The sequence below is a fragment of the Castellaniella sp. GW247-6E4 genome, from assembly GCF_040276065.1.
In the GTDB taxonomy this organism is placed as follows: domain Bacteria; phylum Pseudomonadota; class Gammaproteobacteria; order Burkholderiales; family Burkholderiaceae_B; genus Castellaniella.
This window is the reverse complement of sequence record NZ_JBELOI010000001.1, coordinates 50,725-72,657: the sequence shown is the minus strand read 5'-3', so window position 1 is coordinate 72,657 and position 21,933 is coordinate 50,725. Positions and strand designations below refer to the sequence as shown.

Below are 21,933 nucleotides of genomic sequence, written 5' to 3'. Positions count from 1 at the left end.
GCACGACGATGTCCGCCACAAACCGCGCCGACAAGGCCGCACCAAACCCGTTGACAGGCGCCGACGCATCGTATAGGTGTTACTATTTTGACAAGTAAAGGGGTGTGACGTCTGAAAGATTCCGCCCCGGCGTCACCCCCATGTCGACGAGGTCATCAATGTCATCCGCTATCCGGGTTCTCCAGGGGCAATTTGGACGCATCGCCCTGCTCAACATGGACCATCCGCTGGTCAATCATGCGCATTCCCAATGCCATGTGCTGATCAAGGTTGGCGGTTCCGACACTTTCTTTCGCGTGGGCAACCGGTACTGCCCGCTGAACGCGGACACCGCGGTCCTGATCAACGCCTGGGAGCCGCACGCATATACCCATCACAATCACAACGCGCCACACACGGTGATCCTGGCTTTCTACATCGAGCCCCTTTGGCTCAGCGAAATCGACAAGTCGTTCATATCCAGCCAGTCGCCCAATTTTTTCCCGCAACCCTGCGTAGAGCTGCCGCACCAGATCCGGGCGCTGTCCGAGAACTTGGCGACGACGATGCTGTACGGCGGGCAGCTCAGCGACGACGCGCTGCAAACGCAGTTGTCGAACCTGATGGTGCTGGTGATCGACGCGTTCTCGGAATGGCGCAGCGCGACACACCTCAGCGCCTATGAGTTTCCGCACATCCAGGATTCCAGGATACGCCGCGCGATTTCCTACATGCAGGCGAACGCCGGTTCAAAGGTCGACACCGCGGCACTGGCGTCCGAGGCCTGTCTGTCGCGCGCCCATTTCTTCAAGCTGTTTCGCGAACAGACAAACCTGACGCCCACCCTCTACAACAATATCCTGCGGGTCGAGGCGGCCATCCACGGCATCTCGGACACGCGCGAATCCATGAGCGCCCTGTCCGCCAACCTGGGATTCAATGCGCAAAGCCATTTCACGCGATTCTTCCAGCAGCACACGGGGGTGCTGCCCAGCCAGTACCGCCAGGTGGTCGACGTCTACCAGACGAGCAAGGCCTTATAGCCGGCGCACGGCCGGCGTTGTTGGCCCTCGCGATCCCCGCCCGAGGCCGTACAAGCGGCGCGGGCGGATGGCCCAGGATTCCTAGTGTCCTGTCCGGTGAATCCGTACTGGGCCTAGACCCCGCGAAAGACGGCTGGCCGTTTTTCGTGGAAGGCTTCCACGCCTTCGCGGAAATCCTCGGATGAGCGCAAGCGGCTATAGCAATGGCCCTCGAGTTCGATGGCCGTCGACAAGCTGGCATCGTCCGTGTCGTTCAGCAATTTCTTGGCCGTGCGCTGGGCCAGGGGCGAAAAGGCCAGGAGCTCGCGGGCCATGGCGTCCGTTGCCTCTTCGAGCTGGGCATCCTCGACGCACTGCGTGGCAATACCCCAGTCATACGCCTGCTCGCCGGAGATGCGGCGCGAACGCATGACCACGTCCTTGGTCCGCGTAATGCCGATCATTTTTTGCAGGCGCGCGGAACCGCCGGAACCTGGGATCTGCCCGAGTTTTTGTTCAGGCAGGGCGTACTGGGTGGTGTTCGTGACGATGCGAAAATCGCACGCCAGCGACAGTTCGAACCCGACCCCGAAACAATAACCGCGGTTGGCCGCGATCACGGGCTTGCTGCAGCGATACGGCGCGGCGACGTTCCAGGCCAGCTTGGAGACATGCTCGGGCGATGCGGCCAGGAAACCCTTGATGTCGCCGCCGCTGGAAAAATGGGTCCCTTGCGCACGCAGCACAATGACCCGCACGGCGTCATTGATGTCCAACGCCTCGAACACCTGGCGCAACTGGTCGCGCTGCGGCATGGAAATAACGTTGAGGGGGGGGCGATCGAGGATAATATCGGCGCGCTGCGCCTCGGCGTTTATCTGCACGCTGAAGCCATCATAGTGATTCGTGTGATCCATTGTCTCTGCCTAGATTTGATAAATATTAAGGGTCATGCGGATGCATGCTTTTCCTTGATCACCCGGCGCAGAATTTTGCCAACAGGTGATTTGGGCATTTCGTCCACAAAGACGTAATCCCGTGGACGCTTGTAATTGGGTAGGCTCGACGAGCGGCAATACGCATCCAGTTCCTCGGGGCTGACCTCGGCCCGGGCCTTCACAAACGCCGTGACCTTTTCACCCCATCGCTCGTCGGGCAGGCCCACGACGGCGACCTCGTCGACGGCGGGATGCAGCGACAGGAGGCTTTCGATGTCGGTGGGCGATATGTTTTCCCCGCCGCTGACAATCATGTCGTCCACCCGCCCCGTCACGAACAGGTCGCCGTCCTCGTCGTAATAGCCCAGGTCGCCGGTCAGGAACCAGCCACCGCGTATCGCCTTGGCATCCGCATCGGGGCGCTTCCAGTAGCCCTCGAAAGCTTCGTCCCCGGCTAGGTCCGCGGCGATCTCGCCTTCTTCACCGACGGGTGCCCGGGTGTCCATATCATCCGATCCGTACTTGATGACGCGAATGCGCTGGTTCAGGGCGGATTTTCCGGCGCTCCCCGGCTTGCTCACGACATCGGGCTCTATGGTGCAGGTATAGACCTCGGAGGACCCGTAATGGTTGACGAACAAATCGGGCTTGAAGACCTCTTGCAGGCGCTTGACCAAGCCGGCCGTCATGGGCGCGCCCGCATAGCCGAGCCTGCGGACCGAGCGGATGTCGGTCGCCGCCAGATCCGGATGCTGGACGATGTCGTGATACAGCGTGGGGACGAGGTAGAGATTGGTGATCTTTTCCTGCTGGATCGAGCGCAAGGCCAGCGGCACATCGAACTTGCGCACGCAGACGAAGCAGCCGTTCAGGATGGACATGGCCAACAGCGAGCGCACGCCCATGGTGTGATAGAGCGGCATGACCCCCAAGGTGCGCTCGCCGCGCGCATACAGGTTTTGCGCAATATGCGCCAGAGCGGCGGACCGCTCGTGCTGGTGCCGGCGCGGCACGCCCTTGGGGCGCCCCGTGGTACCGGAGGTAAACAGCATCAGCGACCAGTCCTGCGCGTGCGCATTGATCAACTGTGCCGCAGGGGCGGCGTCCATCAATTCCTCAAAGCCCAGGGTGCCGCCGCCCGCCCCGTCCAGAGCGACCCGGGGAACGCCGCCCGCGGACTGCGCGCCCTGCACGGCCTCCGCGGAAACCCCCTCGTAGACGATCGCGCGCGATTCGGAATACTGCAGGCAGTAATCCACCTCGTCGGGCTTTGCCCGCCAGTTCAGGGGCGTCATGACCGCACCCAGCAACTGGCAGGCCCAGTGCAGGCTGGCCATTTCCCAGCGGTTCTGCATGATGGCCATGACACGGTCCCCATGCCCGATGCCCAGTTTGACCAACCCGCCTTCGATTCCACGGATTTTTTCGAACCATTTCCCGTAGGTCAGACGCAAATCGCCATCGACGATGGCCAATGCGTCAGGGCTGCGTTCAACGGATGCTACGAAGCTACGACCCAGATCGAACATTCTCGACTCCCTCCTCCTTGATTCCGCTGCGCCGCGCCACCACGGCCTGAAGCGCCTGTACGATATTGGTGTAGCCGGTGCACCGGCATAAGTGGCCGGACAGCATGTCGCGCAATTGCGCCTCGTCCGGACAGGGAACCTGCCTCAGATAAGCATCGCTGGACATCAAGATGCCCGCCGTGCAAAAGCCGCACTGCAGCGCATGGTGATCCTTGAACGCCTGCTGCAAGTCCGTGAGTTCGACCGCGCAATCGCGGTTCAGGCCCTCGACGGTTTCTATGGAACGCCCTTCGGCCTGCACCGCGAGCATCAGGCATGCGCGAGCCGCCACACCATCGATCTGCACGGTGCAGGCACCGCACACCCCATGCTCGCAACCGACATGCACGCCGGTCGCCCCGAGAACCTGCCGCAGAAAATCGGACAGCAGCATGCGCGACGTTGCCTGGGCGCTGACCTCGCGGCCGTTCAGGGTCAGGCGGACGGTGTGCGGCGTGTCACTACGATACGGTTTCATCGAGTACCTCGGTGATCAGTCTTTGGCCCAGCGAGCGGACCAGATGGCGGCGGTACTGCGCGCTGACATGGGGATCGCTCTGTGCCTGCAGATCCCATGCGAACGCGGCCAGCGCGGCCGGCAGCTCGCCGGCGAGGGGCAGCGGCCAGCGCCTGGCCACGGGCCGATCCGCCACGCCGCCGACGGTCAGGGCAATTTCCGTTGCACTGGCCACGACAGCGAGGCTGACGATGGCGAAATCGCCGCGCCGCATGGCCACCTCGTCGAACCGATAGCGCCGCCCCTCGGAGGCCAGGGGGAATCGCACCTCTTCGATGAATTCACCCTCCGCGATCGCCGTCATGAGCATGCCCGTGAAAAACTCGTCCGCGGCCAGGGTGCGCCGCCCCGTCTTGGACCGCAACACGACCTTGCCCTGCAGGGCCGTGAGGCACAAGGGCAGCTCGGCGCTGGGATCGGCGTGCGCGATCGATCCGCATACCGTGCCGCGGTTGCGGATCTGGAAATGGGAAATGTATGGAAAGGCGAGATGCAGCAGCGGAACTTCGTGGGCCAGGGCATCGCGCTGCTGGACCGTGGCCTGGGTAACCGCCGCCCCGATGACCAGATGGCCGTCTCGGACCTGCACATAATCCAGCTCGGCGCAACGGGAAATATCGACCAGGGCCTTGGGACGCGCCAGCCGGTAGTTGATCATGGGCATGAGGGATTGCCCGCCGGCCAGAATGCGCGCCTCCTGGCCATAATGGTCGAAAGCCTCGAAAATATCCTGTATGCGATCCGCGCGCACGTAATCGAAAGAACTGGGTTTCATCGGCCAACCCCAAGAAATGCCAGCAGGCGCCGCCACCAGGAGGGCCGGACGGCGACCGTTTCGCCGGACGCCTTGCGGCCGAGCCGCTCGAAGAGCTGCTGCAGGATGATCTTGGCGGCCCCCTCAAGCATGCGGCTGCCGACCGCCGCAATCTTGCCGCTGACCGCAACGTCATAGTCATATGTCAGGCGGGTGCCGCCCGCCACCGGCTCGAGACGCACCTTGCCGCTGCCCTGCGCCGCCCCCAGCGCGCTCTCGCCCTTGCCCCCCAGGGACAAGCCATGGGGCGGCTCGAGGTCGCTCAGCGTGATCTGCGCCTGGTAGCGAGCCTTGACGACCCCAATGCCGATCGTCACCTCCGCGCGGTAGGTCTGCTCATCCACCCGCTCCAGGGCATGGCACCCCGGGATCACGCTGGCCAGCGCGTCCGGGTCCATGAGGACGGCATAGACCTGTTCAGGGGCGGCGGCAAGCTGTACCGTGCCGGCCATGCGCAGCGTATCGCGCCCGGCACCCGCCCTGCCGGCTGCCGGCCGGGGCGCGACGGCGGCGTCGGCCGGCGCCGACTCGGGCTCGGGTTCGGGCTCGGCCAGCAGCGCATGCACGCGCGACGGCGTGAGCGGCAAGCGGACATCGGCCACGCCCAAAGCGTCGGCGACCGCATTGGCAATGCACACCGGCGTACTCATGTTATTGCCCTCGCCGATGCCTTTGGCGCCGAGGGGCGTGAAGGGCGAAGGGGTTTCAAGGTGCACGATCATGGGCTCCGGCACCTCGCAGGCGGTGGGCATCAGGTAGTCCGCCAAGGTGCCCGACAAGAAACTGCCGTCGGCCCCGTACCGGTACTCCTCGAGCAGGGCCGCCCCCAGGCCCTGGGCGAAGCCTCCCCGTATCTGGCCTTCGGCCAAGGCGGGATTCAGCAGCCGGCCGGCATCGTGGGATGTGACGTACCGGTCGATATGCACCCGTCCCGTGGCGCGATCGACCTCGACGGCACAGATGTCGAAGATGAACCCATACGCGGCGGAACTGTTGATCACGTCCTTTTCATCGGGCGCCTCGGCCTGCGGCGGCGACCAGAAAACCGTTTCGCGCAGGCCCGGCTGCATGCCATCGGGCAAGGAACCCGGCGACCAATGCGTGAGGCCCGCCACGCGATGGAAACGCAAAGTCCGCTCGGGCGCCTCGCTGGAATACAGCATGCCGCCGGCAAATACGATCGTGTTCGGCGGCACCTTCAGGGTATCCGCGGCGATCCGGGCCATTTTCTCGCGGATCCGCGTGGCGGCCACATGCGCGCTGCCCGCGACGGCGCCGGCAAAGCGACTGGAATAGTTCCCCGCCGCAATCGACCAGGCATCCTTTTGCGTGTCGAGTTCGGTGTTGACGATGATGTCATCCGGCGCAAGGCCCAGCACATCCGCCACGACCTGGGCCGTCGCCGTGCGGTGCCCTTGGCCGCCTGGCACGGAATCGATGATCACTGTCACGCAGCCCAGCGGATCGATGCTCACGGTGGCGCTGGCGATCGCGCCATTCTTGGGGCCCGCCTTGGCGCGCGCATCGGCCGTCATGACGGTCGTGATGTAGCCCATATTGGAAATGGAGGGCTCGACGATGGCGGCATAGCCGATGCCGTACAAGCGGCCTGCCGCGCGCGCGGCCTGGCGCCGCAACCGCAATTCGTCGAGATTGCCGCGGCCCACCGCCAGGGCCAGCGATTCCTGATAGTTGCCGGAGCCTATCAGCGCGCCGGCGGGCGCGCGATAAGGGAACGCATCAGGTTCGATCAGATTGCGCCGGATGACCTCCAGCGGGTCCAGATCCAGCTCGACCGCGATGCGCTGCATCAGGCGCTCGAGCGCAAAATACATCTGGGGCCCGCCAAAACCGCGCACCAGGGCGCTGGGCGTCTTGTTGGTCAGCACGACCCGATTGCGCACCGCCAGGTTGCGGACTTTATACGCCCCGGTCATGATGCCGTGCATTCGATACAGCGTGGCCGGCTCGGGAGCACGCAGATAGGCGCCGCAATCGTCCATCTGATCGTAGCGCAGCGCCGCGAGGGTGCCATCGGCATGCACGGCGGCCTCTATCGTCGTGACCCGGTTCGGCGCGGCGGCCGAGGCCATCAAGTGCTCGTAGCGGTCCTCCACCCATTTGACGGGCGCCCCGGCCTTGCGCGCGGCCAGGCACAGCAGGGCCACGTAGGTCGATACCGCCTGCTTGACGCCGAAGCTGCCGCCCGAGTCCTTGACAAAGCGCAGACGCAACCTCGAGCTGCCGACCTTCAGGGCGCGCGCCACCACCGTATGGATGGCAAAGGGCCCCTGGAAGTTCGACAGGACGTCGTAACCCTGTCCACCGGCCAGGTGTTCGGCCACCACGACGAACCCTTCGATCGGCGTCGTCGAGTTGCGCGGGTAGTGGATCTTGAGAGACACGCGGTGTTCGGCGGACGCGAACGCCGCATCGGGGTCCCCATAGGAAAAATGCCGATCGCTGACGACATTGGACCCCACCGCGTCATGCAGCACCGGGGCCTGCGCGTCGGCCGCCGCTTCGGGGTCGATGGCGACCGGCAACTGACGGTACTCGACCTTCACGAAATCCAGCGCGTCTTCAGCGAGATAGCGGTCCTCTGCGATCACGACGGCGACGGGCTCCCCAACGTAACGCACCCTGTCGATGGCAATACACCAATGTTCCATGGGCTGGTGCACGCCGACGGGAAACGGGGCCGCCCATTGCCGGGCGTCCGCGCCCGTGAGCACGGCCCGCACGCCGGGCTGCCGCTCGGCCTGCGCCGTGTCGATGGACACGATTTCGGCATGCGCGTACGGCGCCCGAAGGATTGCGGCCTGCAACGTACCGGGTTTGACGCCGACGTCATCCGCATAATGCCCTCGGCCGGTCAGCAAGGCTGCGTCTTCGACGCGCAAGGCGCGGCGACCGACATGCGGGCCTGATTCATTCACCAATTCGGAACTCATGTCTCTGACTTTCTGGCTGTGGTATCCACCCTGTCTGACCATGGTAGATCAAAGCCCACGCCGAAGTCTTTATCATGCAGTGCTTGTATTTACCGATGAGTATGATTTACTTGCCAAAATGAATCCTCCATCAATCGGAAAATCCTTAAAAAAGACCCAAAGATAAATCAGCGGACACGTTGATAATGGTTTTCGTATCCACTGCCTATAAGATAAATCGCCGATACACAGAAACCTTTTCAACCATAAGAACGGAGACTTGAAATCATGAATAAAGTCGTTTGTCAGTTTGCCACCAGCCTCACGGCGGCATTGGTGGCTGCCGCCTGCGCACCTGCCTTGGCGGCCGAGCCGCCCATCAAGATCGGCGTGCTGACGCCGCTCTCAGGCGCCTATGCCCCGATTGGCCAACAGGTCAAGTGGGGCACCGAACTGGCCGTCGAGGAAATCAACGCCTCGGGCGGGATCGCGGGCCGCCAGATCCAGCTTATTTTCGAAGACGGCGAGGCGGACCCGGCTGTCATGACCCGCAAGGCGGAAAAGCTGTTCCAGAGCGACAAGGTCGATTTCCTGACGGGCGTGGTGAATTCCGGCGGCACCATCGCCGTAGGCCAGGTGGCCGAGCGCAACAAACGCCTGGCGTCCACGACCGTCTCGCTGTCCGACGCCATCACCGGATCCAGGTGCTCGCCCAATCTTTTCCGCGTCAATGCGCCCGGCGGCATGCAGGCCACCGGCTTGGTGCAATGGATCAAGAACCACCAAGCGGACGCCCGCATCATGGCGGTCGGCCCGGACTATGAAATGGGGCGCAATACCGTCGCCGGTTTCGTGAGCACGGCCAAGGCCGCGGGCCTGAATATCGTGGGCGAACTCTTCCCGCCGCTGGGCGAAAAGGATTTCACGTCCTATTTCGGGCAAATCCGCCAGAGCCGTCCGGGCATCATTTACACCTCAACAGCCGGCAATGACACCGTGCGCTTCTTTTCCCAGCTCGAGGAATATGGGCTGCGCAGCCGCATGACGCTGGCGGGAGCCTCGGTCGCCGTCACCGCGCAAAACATACAGGCCATGGGCAATACCGCGGAAGGGTTCGTGACCGTCGCCGGCTACTCGCCGGACCTGGATTCGCCCGAAAACAAGAAATTCACCAACGACTTCCACAAGAAAACCAATGCGACGCCCGACCTGTATGGCGCCGACTCGTACGGTGTCGTGTATTTCTACAAGACGGCCGTCGAAAAAGCGGGCAGCACCGATACCGATGCCGTCCGGACCGCGATGCGCGGCCTGACCTGGGATACGCCTCAGGGCAAGAAAGAGATGCGCGCCGGGGACCACCAGGCCATCATGGACGTTTACGTCCTGCAGGTGAAAGACGGCAGATTCACCATCGTCGACAAGATCAAGGGTGCGGACGCCGCGGGTGCCGACACGTGTGAACGCTTCTAAGAACCGACATGATCGAATATCTGCAATTTGTCCTGGGGCCACAGGTCGTCAACGGCTTGACGATCGGTGTGGCCATTATCCTGGTGTCCCTGGGGCTGAGCATCATATTCGGCTTGCTGGACGTCGTGAATATGGCCCATGGCGAGTTCTACGCCATGGGCGCATTCATCAGCATGACGCTGTACGCCCTGGGCCTGGGGTTCTGGGCGGCGCTGATCATCACGCCATTGCTGGTGATGCCCATCGGCGCCCTCGTCGAGCGGTGCCTGATCCGGTTCGTGTATCACAGCCCGGATCGGCACACCTTGACCCTTTTGCTGACGATCGGCCTGTCCATCATTCTCAAGGACTTGTACGACGTGCTGTACGGCCCCAACACGATGAAGCCCGAGAACCCCATTTCGGGCGTGACTGAAATCGCAGGGATCATCATTCCGAATTATCGGCTGTTCCTGTTGGTGTTCGGCACGCTGATCATCACGCTGACCTGGTTCGTGCTGTTTCGAACCCGCCTCGGCGCCGTGATTCGCGCCGCCGCCCACGACAAGGACATGACGGCCAGCCTGGGCGTGCCGGTGCGGTTAATCTATTCCGGCGCCTTTGCATTCGGCATTTCGCTGGCGGCATTGGCGGGCGTGCTGCTGGCGCCGATTTACTCGGTATTTCCCACGATGGGCCACGATTTCATTCTGCTTGCCTTCACCGTGGTCATCGTCGGCGGGATCGGCAGCTTCTGGGGCACGGTGGTGGCTGGGTTGCTGCTGACGCAGATCGAATCCATCGCCAGCCTGTACATCGCACCCAACTGGGGGGAACCGCTGATCTTCAGCATCATGATCGCCGTGCTGGTCGTTCGCCCACAGGGCTTGTTCAACTGGAGCCGATGATCGTGGGTGCGCAAAAGTTCAGCGGAGTGACCCGCACCAGGCTCCTGGCCTGGATTTTTTTCGTGGTGGCCATCGCCTTCGCCATCATCGCCGGCATCAGCCAGGAAACCTTCTACCTGCGCCTGGCCACCGAGGCCCTGATCTTTTCCGGCATCGCCCTCAGCGTCGACCTGCTGCTGGGGTACACCGGGCTTTTCTCACTGGGCCAGGCGCTGTACTTCGGCATGGGCGCCTACCTGACGGCCCTGTTGCTGCTGGATGACGGCGGCTACGGATTCTGGGGCGCACTGGGCGTGAGCCTGCTGGTCTCCACCGTCGTATCGCTGGTGATCGGCGCGATCGCTATCCGGTCCAGAGGCGTCTACTTCATCCTGATCACATTCGGCCTCGCCCAGGTGGCCGGGCGGGCGGTGTACAACACGCGATCCCTGGGTGGTTCGGACGGCATCACCGGCATTCCCGTGCTGGACATCAACTTTGGGCTGTTCAGCCTGAACCTGGGTGACCCGGTCAGCTTTTTCATGCTGTCGCTGTTCTTCGTCCTGGTGATGTACCTGGGCTTGCAGTACCTGACGCACACGCCATTCGGACGCGTGCTGATCGCCATCCGCTCGAACGAAGAACGCGTGCGCGCCCTGGGCTACAACCCCTGGCGATACAAGCTCGCGTCCTACGTGATCGCCGCGGATATCGCCGCACTGGCGGGCACCCTGTATCCCTTGCTGCGCGGCTTCGTCTCCCCGGAGCTCATGTATTTCGACATCTCGGTGAATGCCGTCATCATGGTGATCCTCGGGGGAACGGGGACGCTCATCGGGCCGCTCTATGGCAGCGTATTCCTGATTGCCCTCAAGACCTTCATCAGCAGTTGGACGGTACACCACGGCATCGTGATCGGCATCATTTTCATGCTGACGGTGATCTTCTTCCCAGCGGGATTCGTCGGCCTTTACAAGCGGCTGGTGGGCAGGACCAAAAAGGGGCAATCCTCATGACCGACGTCATCCTCAACGTGGAAGGAGTCAGTGTCTCCTTTGGCGGGCTGCAGGCGGTCAACAACGTCAGCCTGCAGGCGCGCGACCGGCAGATCACCTCGGTGATCGGCCCCAACGGGGCGGGCAAGAGCACCTTGTTCAACCTGATCGTCGGCGCCATCCGCTCGAATTCCGGACACGTCCGATTCCAGGACCAGGACATCACCGGCTGGCCGTCAAATCGAATTTGCCGGGCCGGCCTGGCGCGCTCCTTTCAGATCACCAAATTGTTCTTCGACCTGACGGTGGAGGAAAACCTGCGGCTGGCCGGCCAGGCCCTCGAGCCCGGCAACCGCCTGCTGCGGCCCCTGGCCCATAGCACGCGCGCCGACGCCAAGGCCCAGGAGCTCCTGGAGCGTTTCCTCCTGGGCAAGCGGCGCAACGACCTGGCCGGCTACCTGTCCCACGGGGAGCAGCGTCGGCTGGAAATCGCCCTGGCGCTTGCCAGCGAACCCAGGATGCTGCTGCTCGACGAGCCGACGCAAGGCATGTCGCACGGCGATACGGAAGACACCAAAAGCATGATCCGCGATATCGCCCAGGAAATCGCCGTCATGCTGGTGGAGCATGACATCGAGCTGGTGATGGACCTGTCGCACTGGATCGTCGTCATGCATCAAGGCCAGAAATTGGCCGAGGGGATCCCGCAGGACGTCCGGGCGAACCGGGTGGTACGCGAAGCCTATCTCGGAGAGGCGTGAACAATATGATATTGCGTATGACGGGGGTACACTCCTACTATGGCCTGAGCCACATCCTGCAAGGCGTGGATCTGGAAATCGCAGCCGGCGAAATCGTCGGCCTCTTCGGCCGCAACGGTGTCGGCAAGACCACCACGCTGCGAACGATTGCCGGATGGGTCAAGCCAACACAAGGGGACATCCTTTTCCAGGATGTGAGGCTCAACAGCCTCGAGCAGGACGTCATTACCCGCCACGGGATTGCCTTCATTCCCGAGGATCGGCGCATTTTCCCGGGGCTCAGCGTCGAAGAAAACCTCCAACTGGGGCTGCTGCAAAACCGCTCGCTGTCCAAGGCCGAACAGCGCCGGGGCCTGAGCGACATCTATCAGCGCTTCCCGAGGCTGCACGAACGGCGTTCACAGGCGGGAATCACGCTGTCCGGCGGCGAACAGCAAATGCTGACGATCGCCAGGGCGTTGATCGGCCGACCGCGCCTCATGCTGATCGACGAGCCCAGCGAAGGCCTTGCGCCCATGATCGTCGACGACATCTTCCAACTGCTCGAGGAGCTCAAGAAAGAAGGGGTATCCATCCTATTGGTAGAGCAGAACGTCAAGCGGTCCTTGATGGTGGTGGACCGTTTCTACGTCATGAAGCGCGGTAGCATCACACTGACCGGCAAGGCGAACGAACCCGCGGACCAAGAGCAACTCCTGCGGGAGATCGCCATATAAGCGCTTTTCGTGCCGGCGGCCGCGCAGTGGAAACCCAACAGGGGGATGATGATGGAGTTACGCCAGATTCAGTATTTTCTCTGCTTGTTCGAGGAAGGCACCGTGACGCGGGCCGCCAAGCGACTGAATATCGTTCAACCCGCGCTCAGCATGCAGATCGCGCGGCTCGAAGAAGAGCTCGACCAGAAGCTGTTCAAACGCAGCCCGCGCGGGATGCAGCCGACGACGGCGGGGCGCCAGATGTATCAATTGTTTTTCCCCATCATGCGCGACCTGACGCATGCGCGCGAACAATTGCTGCGGGCCAAGGGCGAGCTGCGGGGCCACATCAACGTCGGCATGATCGCGTCCATCGCCCACGGAGCGCTCGCCAGCACCCTGCTCGAATTCAAGAGCCAGCACCCCAAGGTCAACGTGACGATCGCCGACGGCTATAGCGCCATATTGGCGGATTGGGTGGCCGGGGGCCGCCTGGACGCCGCCATCATCAACAAGCCGACCCGTCCATTGGGCCTGGACATGGAAATCATCACCGACGAAGACATGGTGCTGATCACCAGCGTCAATCACCGGCGCGCCCTGCCCGAGGCCGTCCCCTTGCGCATCGTCGACACGCTGGAACTCGCGCTGCTCACACGGCATCACGGCCTGCGCGGCATCATGGAATACTACGCCCAGGGGGCGGACATCAACCTGTCGCCGACCATCGAGTCCGATTCGGTCACGTCGATCCTGAACCTGGTCAGCAACACACAACTGGCGACCATCCTCCCGGGCATCACCCTGAGCGGGCAGCCATGGAGCCCGCGCCTGCAGACACATCGCATCGTCGAGCCGACGCTGACCCGTCGCGTCGTGTGCGTGACCCATCCCCGGCATCCGCTGAATCAGGCGACCTCAGCCTTTATCGAGCTGCTGACCCAGCATCTGCAATCAATGCAGATCGGTGCGGGCGTCCCCAAAAAAATCGCGGCCCCGCAGAAACCCAGCCTCACGCGGGGTACACCTCAGGAAGCCGAGGCCGACATGTCGTCGACCACACCGGCGCTCTGACAGATATGCTTGATTTCAGTAAAGTCGGCGAGCGCGTCATAGCCATGCAAGCGACCCAGGCCGCTGCGCCGATAGCCGCCCGTCGCAGCCTCGGCAAACAGGTGATTGTGATCGTTGATCCACACGGTTCCGTCGCGTAAGGCGCGCGCAACGCGCCAGGCGCGCGCGCCGTCGCGCGTCCACACGCTGGCGGACAGGCCGTAGACCGTGTGGTTGGCCCGCCGCACGGCTTCGCGCTCGTCCTCGAAACGCTCCAGCACCACCAGGGGGCCAAAGATCTCCTCTTGGATGAAGCTGGCACTGGTATCGTGATGCGCGACCAGGGTCGGCAGCATAAAGCTCCCCTGCTGGAATCCAGCCCCGGGGCGCCCACCGCGCAGGATGACCTCATCAGCCGTTTGCAGCACCTCGTCAACGCTGGCCGCGACACGATCCCGGGCCTGCTCGTCGATCAAGGGGCCATACTGCACGCCCTCGTCGAGCCCATTGCCCATCCGCATGGCCTCGAGCGCCCGCGCGAGCGCTTTTTTCATGGCATCAAAGCGCGAGGCATGCACCAATACCCGGCGCGCGGCCGTGCACTGCTGCCCCGCGATGATCATGGCCGCGGCCGCGATCCTGGCCGCAACAGCATCGACCTCCACATCGTCAAACACCAGACAACTCGACTTGCCGCCCAGTTCCAAAGAGAGCTTCTTCATCGTTGGCGCGGCCGCCGCCATGATGCGCTGGCCTGTGGCATTCGAGCCGGTGAAGCTGATGACATCGACCTGCGCGGATTCGACCAGGCGCTGGGCCACGGCATGGCCTTGTTCGGACACGAAATTCACCACGCCGGCCGGCAGCTGCTTATCGTCCTGCAAGGCGCGCATGAGGGCGGCGGACAGCAGCGCGGTTTGCGGCGCGGGCTTGACCACCGCGGTGCAGCCCGCCGCCAGCGCCGGCGCCAGCGAACGTATCAACAGGATGGCCGGCGCGTTCCAGGGCACGATGATGCCCGCCACGCCAGCCGGCTCCTTGAGCTGGCTGGAAAATACACCCGGCGCGACCTCCAGCATCTGCCCCGGAATGAAACGGGCTACGCCGGCGTAATACCGGATTTCCGAGACACTGCCACGGATTTCGCCGCGAGACTCGGCCAGCGGTTTGCCATTCTCGAGTGTCAGCAATCGGGCGAGCGCCTCGCTTTGCGCCTCTACACGGTCGGCCCAACGCAACATGATCAATTGGCGCAAACGCGGGTTCTGGGCCCATTCGGGACGCTCGAATGCCCGCCGAGCCGCCGCGATCGCGGCATCGGCATCGGCTGGGCCGCTGTCGGCAAACTCGCCCACCATGCTGCCATCGGCCGGATTCCTACGCTGTCCCACACGCCCGTCCAACGCCGGCACCCACTGGCCGTCAATCAGATTATTCACCTTTAAAAGCATCGTCATACTGTTTCAACCTCTCTATATGCCACACCGCCGGCCGAGGCGGCCACCCAGCGGCCGCCCGCCCCTCAATGCATGACCGAGCCGCCATCGACGACCAGCGCCTGCCCCGTCATAAAGTCACTGGCGGGGGACACCAGGAACAGCAAAGTGCCGGTCAGGTCCTGCGGCAAGGCATCCCGCTGGATGGCGCGGCTGGCGACGTTGTTCTCGGAGGTCTTGCCCTGCCAGGCCGGATTGCCGATGACGTTGGCGCTACGGGTCAAGCCGGGGGCCAGCGTGTTGACGCGAATGCCGTGCTCGCCCACCTCGCGGGCCAGCGCACGCGTGAGCGACAAGATCGCGCCCTTGGACGTCACGTAGTGCAACAGCATGGGCGTTCCCTTGAACGCGGTTCCGGAGGCGATGTTGACGATCTTGCCGTAGCGCTGCTCGCGCATCGCCGGCAGCACCGCCTTTGCGCACTCGAAAACCCCGCGGACATTGACAGCCATGAGATGGTCCCACTCGCGGCTTTCAATCTGCTCGAACGGCTTGGGTGTCAGATGGCCGAACAGGGCCGCGTTATTGACCAGGATATCGATGCGCCCAAAGGCCTGCAAGGCGGCGCGGGCCATCGCCTCGACCGAGGCCGCATCGGTGACGTCTGTGTGCTGATACTGGGCGCGGCCGCCGGCGGCGCGAATACGCGCCACCACATCGCCGCCGTCCAACACATCGGCCACCAGCACCGCGGCGCCGTTGGCGGCCAGCACCACGGCGTACTCGGCGCCGATGCCCTGTGCCGCACCGGTCACGATGGCGACCTTGCCGCTGAGCAGCGGTTCGGTTTGTACAGGACGTGTTTCCATTTCAATCTCCATGCGAACACCCGGGCAGGCCCACTCAGGCCAGGCCGAGGAATTTTTCGTTGAACTGCGTATCACCCAGTATCTGCTCGCGAGAGCCCTCGAGGACCGTGCGGCCGTTCTCGATCACGTAGGCGTATTCGGCGAACTCGAAGGCGCGATGCACGTTTTGCTCGACCAAGAGCATCATCACGCCGCGTGCCGAGATCTCGACGAGGGTTTCGATAATTTCTTTGACCACCAGCGGCGCCACGCCGATGAAGGGCTCGTCCAGCAAAAGCACTTGCGGACGCGACATGAGCGCCCGGCCAATGGCCACTTGCTGTTGCTGGCCGCCGCTGAGCTCGCCCGCGTTCTGGCGCGATTTTTCCTTCAGGATGGGAAAAAGCTCATGCACCTGGCGCAGACTGTCCTCGATATGCGCCCGCGCCTGCGGCGAATAGGCGCCCATCAGCAGGTTCTCATGCACGCTCATGGCGGGGAACAGCCGCCGGCCCTCGGGCACCAGGGCGATCCCCGCGGCGACCGTCTCGACCGTGGAATGCCGATGCATCTCCTGGCCCTGAAAGCGGACGGTGCCGGTCACCAGGGGCAACAGACCGCAAATGGCGCCCATGGTGGTGGACTTGCCGGCCCCGTTGGCGCCGAGCAGGGCGGCCCGCTGGCCCAGCTTGACCTCGAGGCTGACGTCCCACAAGGCCCGGACGTGGCCATAGTCCACTGCAATGTGCTCAAGCTCCAGCATGACCGTCCTCTGCATGGGCGCTGCCCAGATAGGCTTTGACGACGCGCTCGTCGCGCACGATCTCCGCGAGCGGGCCATCCGCAATCAGGCGGCCGTGATCCAGCACCACCACCCGGTCCACGACTTGTTCCAGCGCTGAAAAAATATGCTCGATCCAGATCACCGTCATCCCCAATTCGTCGCGCATGTCGCGGATATGCTGGGTGAAACGCGCGACCTCCGCCGGCGTCAGGCCCGAGGCCACCTCATCGATCAGCAACAGCTTGGGCCGGCAAGCCAGCGCGCGCGCGAGCTCGAGCGCCTTTTTTTCCTGCAACGACAAGCCCTCGGCCAACTCACCGATGCGCGCCGACAGGCCGACATAATCGAGAAATTGCCGCGCTTGCGCCAAGGCGGCCGGCGGCCGCAGGCGCTGGTCCTGATACATCAAGGGGATGGCGACATTTTCGTCGACGGTCAGGTCGCCGAACGGTCGCGGAATCTGATAGGTGCGGCCCACGCCGATCCGCGCAATCTGATCGCGGCGCAGGGATTGGATGTTTTCGCCAAACAGAAAAATACCGCCGCTGGTCGGCTCGAACACTTTCGAGATGCAATTGAACAAGGTGGTCTTGCCGGAACCGTTGCCGCCGATGAGCCCGACGATTTCGCCCTGGTGCACGCGCAAATCCAAAGCGTCCACCGCGACGTTACCACCAAAGGCCTTGCTCATTTTTTGACAATCCAGGACCACCGTCTGACGATCGACCACCGCCGGCGTCAGGGGCAGGCTGGTGATGGCGGCCGTCGCGTCATGAACCTCGCCGGGCTTTTCGGCGGCGGCAGCCGGGCCTCTGGCGCGTCGGCGATACGCCGTGCCCACCTTGCGCAGCCAGCCCGCGCGCAGGATGCCGCCCGGCATGTAGCGGCCGATAAACAAGATGATGGCGCCATACACCGTGGCATTGAGCATCGTCAGGTTGATCAGCAGCCACTGCTGGATGACGGCAAGCACCAGCACGCCCACCAGTGGCCCCCAGAGCAGGCCGGAGCCGCCCAGCAAGGCCATGGCGATCGGGATCAAGGCGACGTCCAATCCAAAAACGGTCGGTGGATCGATATAGCTGAGCTGCCAGGCCTGCAAAGCGCCGGCTAGCGCCGCAAAGCCGGAACTCAAGATGAGAATCTTTGTTTTTGCCGACTGGATGCGCCCGCCCATGGTCTCGAGAACGAGTTCATCATTGCGGATGCCGCGCAAGGTATAGGCAAAGCGTGACCGGTCCAGCAACACGGACGCCAGAAACGCCAGGGCTGACAGGGCCACGGCCAGGACGAAGGTCAGCACGCGGACGTCGTGCGCCGGCAGCATGACGCCGTCGGCCCCATGGGTGATCGACGACAGGTTGTAGGCGAGGATTTCCGCCAGCGGCAGTAATGCGAGCGTGGCAAACGCAAAATAATCCCCCCTGAGTCGAAACAGAGGAAATGCCAGGATGGCCGCCACGGCGCCCGTGAACAGGACGGCCCAGATCAGGGCCAGCACCGGCGTGGTATGGCTGGCCAAGACCAGGGAAAACGCATAGGCGCCCACACCATAGAAGCAATAATGGCCGAGATTGATGTAGCCCATCTCGCCGGCCACCCAGTCCCAGCTTTGCGCCAGCGTATAGGCGATCAGCACCGTGAAGACGAAACTGACCATGTAGGGACTGGCGAAGTACGGCATCATCGCCAATACGGCAATGACCAGCAGCGCCACCAATCCATAGACCAACGGCATGCGCCCCTGTTTCGCCGCCGCGCCCTGTTGCCTGTCGTGCCGCGGATCTGCTGAGCCCATCACGCTGTTTTCCTCGAAAACCCTTGCGGACGCACGACCAGGATGACCAGCAGCAACACCACGCTGATGGCGGGCGCCCATTGTGTATCCCAATACAGCCCCGTCATGCCCTCTGCGACCCCCAGCAAGATGCCGGCCACCAGTGCGCCGGGCAGGTTGCCGACGCCGCCCAGAATGATGATGGTGAACGCCTTGACGGTCAGGCCAAAGCCCATGTAGGGATCCACCGGATAGGTCAGCACATACAGCACCGCCGCGATCGCGACCGTGCCGGCGCCGAAGGCGAAGGTCATGGTGCGCAGCCAGACGCTGCGCACGCCGCACAATTGAGCCGCCACTTGTTCTTGTGTCACCGCGCGGATGGCACGCCCGAACCACGTTCGCGTCAGCACCAGGTGGATGGCGAGCGTCAGCAGCGCCGTGGCCAGGAGGATGGCCAACTGCATGCGTGGAATGACGACGTCGCCGATGATATATACGCCCAGGCGGATCGGAATGTTCTTGGGGGTCGCCCCCGCCAGGACCGACGTGACATCACTCAGGATCAGCAGGGCGCCCACCGTCACCAACACCGTTCCGATGGTCGATTCGAACGGGCCCCGGGAACCCAGCGGGCGCAGCAATGTGAAGTAGAACGCACCGCCATAGACGAACGCGCAAGGCACCAGGATGAGCGCGATCCAGAGTGGGTTCAGGCCCGTCAGATACAGCAGGCTGGCGATGACGCCCATGACGGCCAGCAGGGTGCCGTGCGCAAAATCCAGAATGTGCACCACCCCATAGGTGAGCGACAAGCCGAATGCGACGAGCGCATAAAGCCCGCCCAGCATGATCCCGCCAATCAGGACTTGCAGAAAGACCTCAATCAATGCCGCCTCCTTGTGCTTGACCGGCCGGGCGCGCGCCCGCGACCGCGGCCCTCAAACCTCCCGCCTGCCCACATCGCACGCCCCCGGCCCGGCCGCCCCGATGGAACGGCCGGGCCAGTCACTCACCGATCACTTGGAAGCCGTCGCAGGCCAGCGCAGTTGCCCCGTGGCGACATCCTTGGGCCAGACCACGACCGGTTTGCCGTCCTGCAATTGAATCGTGAAGGCCCCTGTATTGGGGAAGCCGTTCTCGTCAAAGACGATGTCCCCCGCGGGAGACTTGAAAGTCCCGCGATACAACGCCGCCTTGACCTTTTCGCGATCGACCGCACCGGCTTTTTCGATGGCCTGCATGATGACCAAGTACGAATTCAGCCGCGCCAGGGTCCAGATGTAATCGAACATATCCACCTTGGAGCGTTCGAGCACCGTGTCGATGAGATCGCTGTAGTCGCCCTTCACCCCCTGATACCAGACCAGTTCGCCGGTCCATCCCTCGATATCCGCACCGACCTGGCGCTCGAGCGAGCCGGTCAGCATGGTGTGGTGGATATCCATCGCCTTGATCTGCATCTGTGCCATTTGCTGCACGAGCGGCACCGAAGCCCCGTCAAACGAACTGACATAAATGATGTCCGGTTTCAGCGAGCGGACTTTTGCGAGTACCGCGGTAAAGTCCTTCTGGGTGCTGGAAAACATTTCCGACCCGACGACCTTCAAGCCCTGGTCCTCGACTTTCTTGCTCCAGACCGTGGTGATGCCTTTCATCACGGGGTTGTCTTCAGTGATGAAGTAAATCGTTTTCGGTTTCGGGTCGACGCCCGCCAGCATCTCGAAATAGCGCTCCGACCAGCGCGGCACCACCGGCGCAGGGGTCCCCCAGACATACTTGAACCCGCGCTCGTAAATGGACGGGGTCGCGACATTGGCCATGACGATGGGCACCTTGTGGCGCTCGGCCACGGCCGACACGGGCCCCCCGATGGAAGACCAGTCGGGTCCCACCAGGAAATCGACCTTGTCCACCGACGCAAGGCGTTCATACAAACTGACGGCCGTGGCGGGCACGCTTTGATCGTCATACATGACGAATTCAATGGGCAGGCCCTTGTTGCAATCCTTGACCTGCACACCGCCGCGCTTGTTGACCTCTTCGGCAAAAATCTTGGTCATATTGCGCCAGCGATCCGCCAGGGTCGAGAAGACACCGCTTTCGGACAGGGTGGTTCCCAGCACGATCGGCCCGTCGCAACTGTCAAGCTTGGCCGAAGCCGGCTGCGCGACGGCCAAGCCAATGACCGCACTCGCCGCAAGCGTCAAATAAAGTCTCGTCTTCATTTTGCCTCTCTCCTTGTCTTCCATACCGCCCCGGTGCGTCGCAGAGGGGCACCTCGAGTCACTTGAACCCTGCGCGTGAGCAGTTCCGGGGTCCGTATGGCTGGTTCTTGTCGCAGGCGCTTATCCTTACCGCAGGCCGGCCTCCTTGAAATAAGCCTCGGCGCCGGGGTGAATCGTCCCTCCGATCCGCTCGGGGTCCGATGCAATCTGCGGCGTCCAGTCCTTCATGGACGCGAGGCTGCCTCTCAGCTCGTCGATACCCGCCAGGATGGATTTACAGATGGAATAGGCCTCGTCATTCGACATGGCGGCCGATGCATAGAGGCCCGTGCTCCAGCCTACGCCTTTCACCGGGTAATCCTGCTTCTCGAACATGCCCGCCGGCATCGTGGCCTCGGAAAATCCGAGCTTCTTGAGGTATTCAATGGCATGCTCCTGCAGCCCGAGGAATCGCTGGCCGGGGGCAATCGAGAGTTGCGCGGTATTGGGGTGGCCGGGCGTGGTGATCCCCATCACCATATCCAGGCGGCTGTCCTGGAAAAGGTCGGTGATGACGCTCAGGCCGGAACGCACGACATCGCCCCCATAGCTCTTGATGTCGTCGTAGGTGATGCCATTGGCCTCGAGGATCATGCGGGCCATGTACTCGTTCAGGCTGCCATCCGGGCCGGTCCCGATCCGGACTGGGAGCTTTTTTTCCTTGATGTCGGACAGCTTTTCAAGCTCATATCCATTTCTGACGGTCACACGCTGCCAATACTGATCCAGGCCGCCCAGCAAGCCGCGGATATTGTCGATCGGCTCTTTGAAGGGGCCGATGCCCTTCTCGGCCCAGGCGACGACAGGCGGAAAATTCAGGCCCACATCGGCATCGCCCTTGGAAACCAGAAACGTATTGGCAATCGCCATGGGCGTACTCATGACTTCGACGGTGGAACCCTTGGGCAAGCCCTTCAGAAGGACATTTCTGAAGGCCCCGCCCATGGCGTACCAGCCGCTGCCCGTGCCCGCCGTGGCAAACCGGATATGGGTGGGCTCCGTCAGCATCTTTGCGCCTTCCGCCTTGGCGGCCCAGGCGGCGGGGATGCCATATGCGACATTCAATGCACCAAGACCGAGAAGCTTGATCACGGTCCTGCGGGAATTCAAATGAGACATGTCTACCTCCTTGGTGATGGCCTCAACGGCCACATTGCATCGGGATCATCCGATCGGTTCCACCCGGTTTCTGAATCCCCCTTTCAGG

At 63.0% G+C, this 21,933-nt stretch carries 19 protein-coding genes; 7 read left to right on the top strand and 12 right to left on the bottom strand.

Annotated elements, in window-relative coordinates; all coding sequences use genetic code 11:
* The first annotated feature begins 158 nt into the window (after positions 1-158).
* Entirely contained in the window at positions 159-1,022 is an 864-nt protein-coding gene (locus ABS761_RS00315) for an AraC family transcriptional regulator (RefSeq protein ID WP_350405898.1), read from the top strand.
* Positions 1,023-1,135: 113 nt separating this feature from the next.
* Here ABS761_RS00315 and ABS761_RS00310 read toward each other — a convergent pair whose 3' ends face one another.
* Genes ABS761_RS00310 through ABS761_RS00290 form a run of 5 tightly spaced genes read right to left on the bottom strand, consistent with a single transcriptional unit; the run spans position 1,136 to position 7,792 of the window.
* Positions 1,136-1,918, bottom strand: a complete 783-nt coding sequence (locus tag ABS761_RS00310) for an enoyl-CoA hydratase/isomerase family protein (RefSeq protein WP_350405896.1) — start codon at positions 1,916-1,918, stop codon at positions 1,136-1,138.
* A gap of 32 nt (positions 1,919-1,950) precedes the next feature.
* Complete coding sequence (locus tag ABS761_RS00305; protein WP_350405895.1) at positions 1,951-3,468, bottom strand: AMP-binding protein; 1,518 nt, start codon at positions 3,466-3,468, stop codon at positions 1,951-1,953.
* Positions 3,449-3,985: a (2Fe-2S)-binding protein gene (locus ABS761_RS00300; protein ID WP_350405894.1), complete on the bottom strand. Its 537-nt coding sequence runs from the start codon at positions 3,983-3,985 to the stop codon at positions 3,449-3,451. Before ABS761_RS00300 ends, ABS761_RS00305 begins: the two co-directional genes overlap by 20 nt.
* Positions 3,969-4,799 carry an FAD binding domain-containing protein gene (locus tag ABS761_RS00295; protein ID WP_350405893.1) on the bottom strand — a complete coding sequence of 277 codons (831 nt, stop codon included), beginning with the start codon at positions 4,797-4,799 and terminating at the stop codon, positions 3,969-3,971. The genes ABS761_RS00300 and ABS761_RS00295 overlap by 17 nt, the downstream gene beginning before the upstream one ends.
* Positions 4,796-7,792, bottom strand: coding sequence for a xanthine dehydrogenase family protein molybdopterin-binding subunit (locus ABS761_RS00290; RefSeq protein WP_350405891.1), 2,997 nt, complete (start codon positions 7,790-7,792; stop codon positions 4,796-4,798). The genes ABS761_RS00295 and ABS761_RS00290 overlap by 4 nt, the downstream gene beginning before the upstream one ends.
* A gap of 267 nt (positions 7,793-8,059) precedes the next feature.
* Between ABS761_RS00290 and ABS761_RS00285 the strand changes: the two genes are divergently transcribed.
* The 6 genes from ABS761_RS00285 to ABS761_RS00260 are packed head-to-tail and all read left to right on the top strand — an operon-like array spanning position 8,060 to position 13,635.
* Positions 8,060-9,244: an ABC transporter substrate-binding protein gene (locus ABS761_RS00285; protein ID WP_350405890.1), complete on the top strand. Its 1,185-nt coding sequence runs from the start codon at positions 8,060-8,062 to the stop codon at positions 9,242-9,244.
* 8 nt (positions 9,245-9,252) lie between these two features.
* Complete coding sequence (locus ABS761_RS00280) at positions 9,253-10,131, top strand: branched-chain amino acid ABC transporter permease (RefSeq protein ID WP_350405889.1); 879 nt, start codon at positions 9,253-9,255, stop codon at positions 10,129-10,131.
* A gap of 2 nt (positions 10,132-10,133) precedes the next feature.
* Positions 10,134-11,126: a branched-chain amino acid ABC transporter permease gene (locus tag ABS761_RS00275; protein ID WP_350405888.1), complete on the top strand. Its 993-nt coding sequence runs from the start codon at positions 10,134-10,136 to the stop codon at positions 11,124-11,126.
* On the top strand, positions 11,123-11,866 hold the full coding sequence (locus tag ABS761_RS00270; RefSeq protein WP_350405887.1) for an ABC transporter ATP-binding protein: 744 nt from the start codon (positions 11,123-11,125) through the stop codon (positions 11,864-11,866). The genes ABS761_RS00275 and ABS761_RS00270 overlap by 4 nt, the downstream gene beginning before the upstream one ends.
* 17 nt (positions 11,867-11,883) lie before the next feature.
* Positions 11,884-12,582 carry an ABC transporter ATP-binding protein gene (locus ABS761_RS00265; protein WP_350405886.1) on the top strand — a complete coding sequence of 233 codons (699 nt, stop codon included), beginning with the start codon at positions 11,884-11,886 and terminating at the stop codon, positions 12,580-12,582.
* A 45-nt stretch (positions 12,583-12,627) separates the two neighbouring features.
* The gene (locus ABS761_RS00260) at positions 12,628-13,635 is read left to right on the top strand and encodes a LysR family transcriptional regulator (RefSeq protein WP_350405885.1); all 1,008 of its coding nucleotides are present in this window, start codon (positions 12,628-12,630) and stop codon (positions 13,633-13,635) included.
* On the opposite strand, the gene ABS761_RS00255 is transcribed toward ABS761_RS00260, so the two are convergent.
* The 7 genes from ABS761_RS00255 to ABS761_RS00225 all read right to left on the bottom strand — a co-directional run bounded on the left by ABS761_RS00255 (position 13,590) and on the right by ABS761_RS00225 (position 21,845).
* Positions 13,590-15,071, bottom strand: a complete 1,482-nt coding sequence (locus ABS761_RS00255; protein ID WP_350405884.1) for an aldehyde dehydrogenase family protein — start codon at positions 15,069-15,071, stop codon at positions 13,590-13,592. The genes ABS761_RS00260 and ABS761_RS00255 overlap by 46 nt on opposite strands.
* Before the next feature lie 65 nt (positions 15,072-15,136).
* Positions 15,137-15,919 (bottom strand): SDR family NAD(P)-dependent oxidoreductase, encoded by a 783-nt coding sequence (locus ABS761_RS00250; RefSeq protein ID WP_350405883.1) that lies wholly within the window; start codon positions 15,917-15,919, stop codon positions 15,137-15,139.
* Positions 15,920-15,953: 34 nt separating this feature from the next.
* A complete protein-coding gene (locus tag ABS761_RS00245) occupies positions 15,954-16,661 on the bottom strand; it encodes an ABC transporter ATP-binding protein (RefSeq protein WP_350405882.1) in 708 nt (235 codons plus the stop codon).
* A complete protein-coding gene (locus ABS761_RS00240) occupies positions 16,648-18,480 on the bottom strand; it encodes a branched-chain amino acid ABC transporter ATP-binding protein/permease (RefSeq protein ID WP_350406595.1) in 1,833 nt (610 codons plus the stop codon). Before ABS761_RS00240 ends, ABS761_RS00245 begins: the two co-directional genes overlap by 14 nt.
* Positions 18,480-19,349: a branched-chain amino acid ABC transporter permease gene (locus ABS761_RS00235; RefSeq protein ID WP_350405881.1), complete on the bottom strand. Its 870-nt coding sequence runs from the start codon at positions 19,347-19,349 to the stop codon at positions 18,480-18,482. The genes ABS761_RS00240 and ABS761_RS00235 overlap by 1 nt, the downstream gene beginning before the upstream one ends.
* A gap of 129 nt (positions 19,350-19,478) precedes the next feature.
* On the bottom strand, positions 19,479-20,711 hold the full coding sequence (locus tag ABS761_RS00230) for an amino acid ABC transporter substrate-binding protein (protein WP_350405880.1): 1,233 nt from the start codon (positions 20,709-20,711) through the stop codon (positions 19,479-19,481).
* A gap of 102 nt (positions 20,712-20,813) precedes the next feature.
* Positions 20,814-21,845 carry a TAXI family TRAP transporter solute-binding subunit gene (locus ABS761_RS00225; RefSeq protein WP_350405878.1) on the bottom strand — a complete coding sequence of 344 codons (1,032 nt, stop codon included), beginning with the start codon at positions 21,843-21,845 and terminating at the stop codon, positions 20,814-20,816.
* Between the last annotated feature and the right edge of the window lie 88 nt (positions 21,846-21,933).

Excerpts from the sequence above, each read along its gene's own strand:
- ABS761_RS00315 (WP_350405898.1), top strand. The coding sequence starts at position 159 with ATGTCATCCGCTATCCGGGTTCTCCAGGGGCAATTTGGACGCATCGCC.
- ABS761_RS00310 (WP_350405896.1), bottom strand. The coding sequence starts at position 1,918 with ATGGATCACACGAATCACTATGATGGCTTCAGCGTGCAGATAAACGCC.
- ABS761_RS00305 (WP_350405895.1), bottom strand. The coding sequence starts at position 3,468 with ATGTTCGATCTGGGTCGTAGCTTCGTAGCATCCGTTGAACGCAGCCCT.
- ABS761_RS00300 (WP_350405894.1), bottom strand. The coding sequence starts at position 3,985 with ATGAAACCGTATCGTAGTGACACGCCGCACACCGTCCGCCTGACCCTG.
- ABS761_RS00295 (WP_350405893.1), bottom strand. The coding sequence starts at position 4,799 with ATGAAACCCAGTTCTTTCGATTACGTGCGCGCGGATCGCATACAGGAT.
- ABS761_RS00290 (WP_350405891.1), bottom strand. The coding sequence starts at position 7,792 with ATGAGTTCCGAATTGGTGAATGAATCAGGCCCGCATGTCGGTCGCCGC.
- ABS761_RS00285 (WP_350405890.1), top strand. The coding sequence starts at position 8,060 with ATGAATAAAGTCGTTTGTCAGTTTGCCACCAGCCTCACGGCGGCATTG.
- ABS761_RS00280 (WP_350405889.1), top strand. The coding sequence starts at position 9,253 with ATGATCGAATATCTGCAATTTGTCCTGGGGCCACAGGTCGTCAACGGC.
- ABS761_RS00270 (WP_350405887.1), top strand. The coding sequence starts at position 11,123 with ATGACCGACGTCATCCTCAACGTGGAAGGAGTCAGTGTCTCCTTTGGC.
- ABS761_RS00265 (WP_350405886.1), top strand. The coding sequence starts at position 11,884 with ATGACGGGGGTACACTCCTACTATGGCCTGAGCCACATCCTGCAAGGC.
- ABS761_RS00260 (WP_350405885.1), top strand. The coding sequence starts at position 12,628 with ATGATGATGGAGTTACGCCAGATTCAGTATTTTCTCTGCTTGTTCGAG.
- ABS761_RS00255 (WP_350405884.1), bottom strand. The coding sequence starts at position 15,071 with ATGACGATGCTTTTAAAGGTGAATAATCTGATTGACGGCCAGTGGGTG.
- ABS761_RS00250 (WP_350405883.1), bottom strand. The coding sequence starts at position 15,919 with ATGGAAACACGTCCTGTACAAACCGAACCGCTGCTCAGCGGCAAGGTC.
- ABS761_RS00245 (WP_350405882.1), bottom strand. The coding sequence starts at position 16,661 with ATGCTGGAGCTTGAGCACATTGCAGTGGACTATGGCCACGTCCGGGCC.
- ABS761_RS00240 (WP_350406595.1), bottom strand. The coding sequence starts at position 18,480 with ATGGGCTCAGCAGATCCGCGGCACGACAGGCAACAGGGCGCGGCGGCG.
- ABS761_RS00230 (WP_350405880.1), bottom strand. The coding sequence starts at position 20,711 with ATGGAAGACAAGGAGAGAGGCAAAATGAAGACGAGACTTTATTTGACG.
- ABS761_RS00225 (WP_350405878.1), bottom strand. The coding sequence starts at position 21,845 with ATGTCTCATTTGAATTCCCGCAGGACCGTGATCAAGCTTCTCGGTCTT.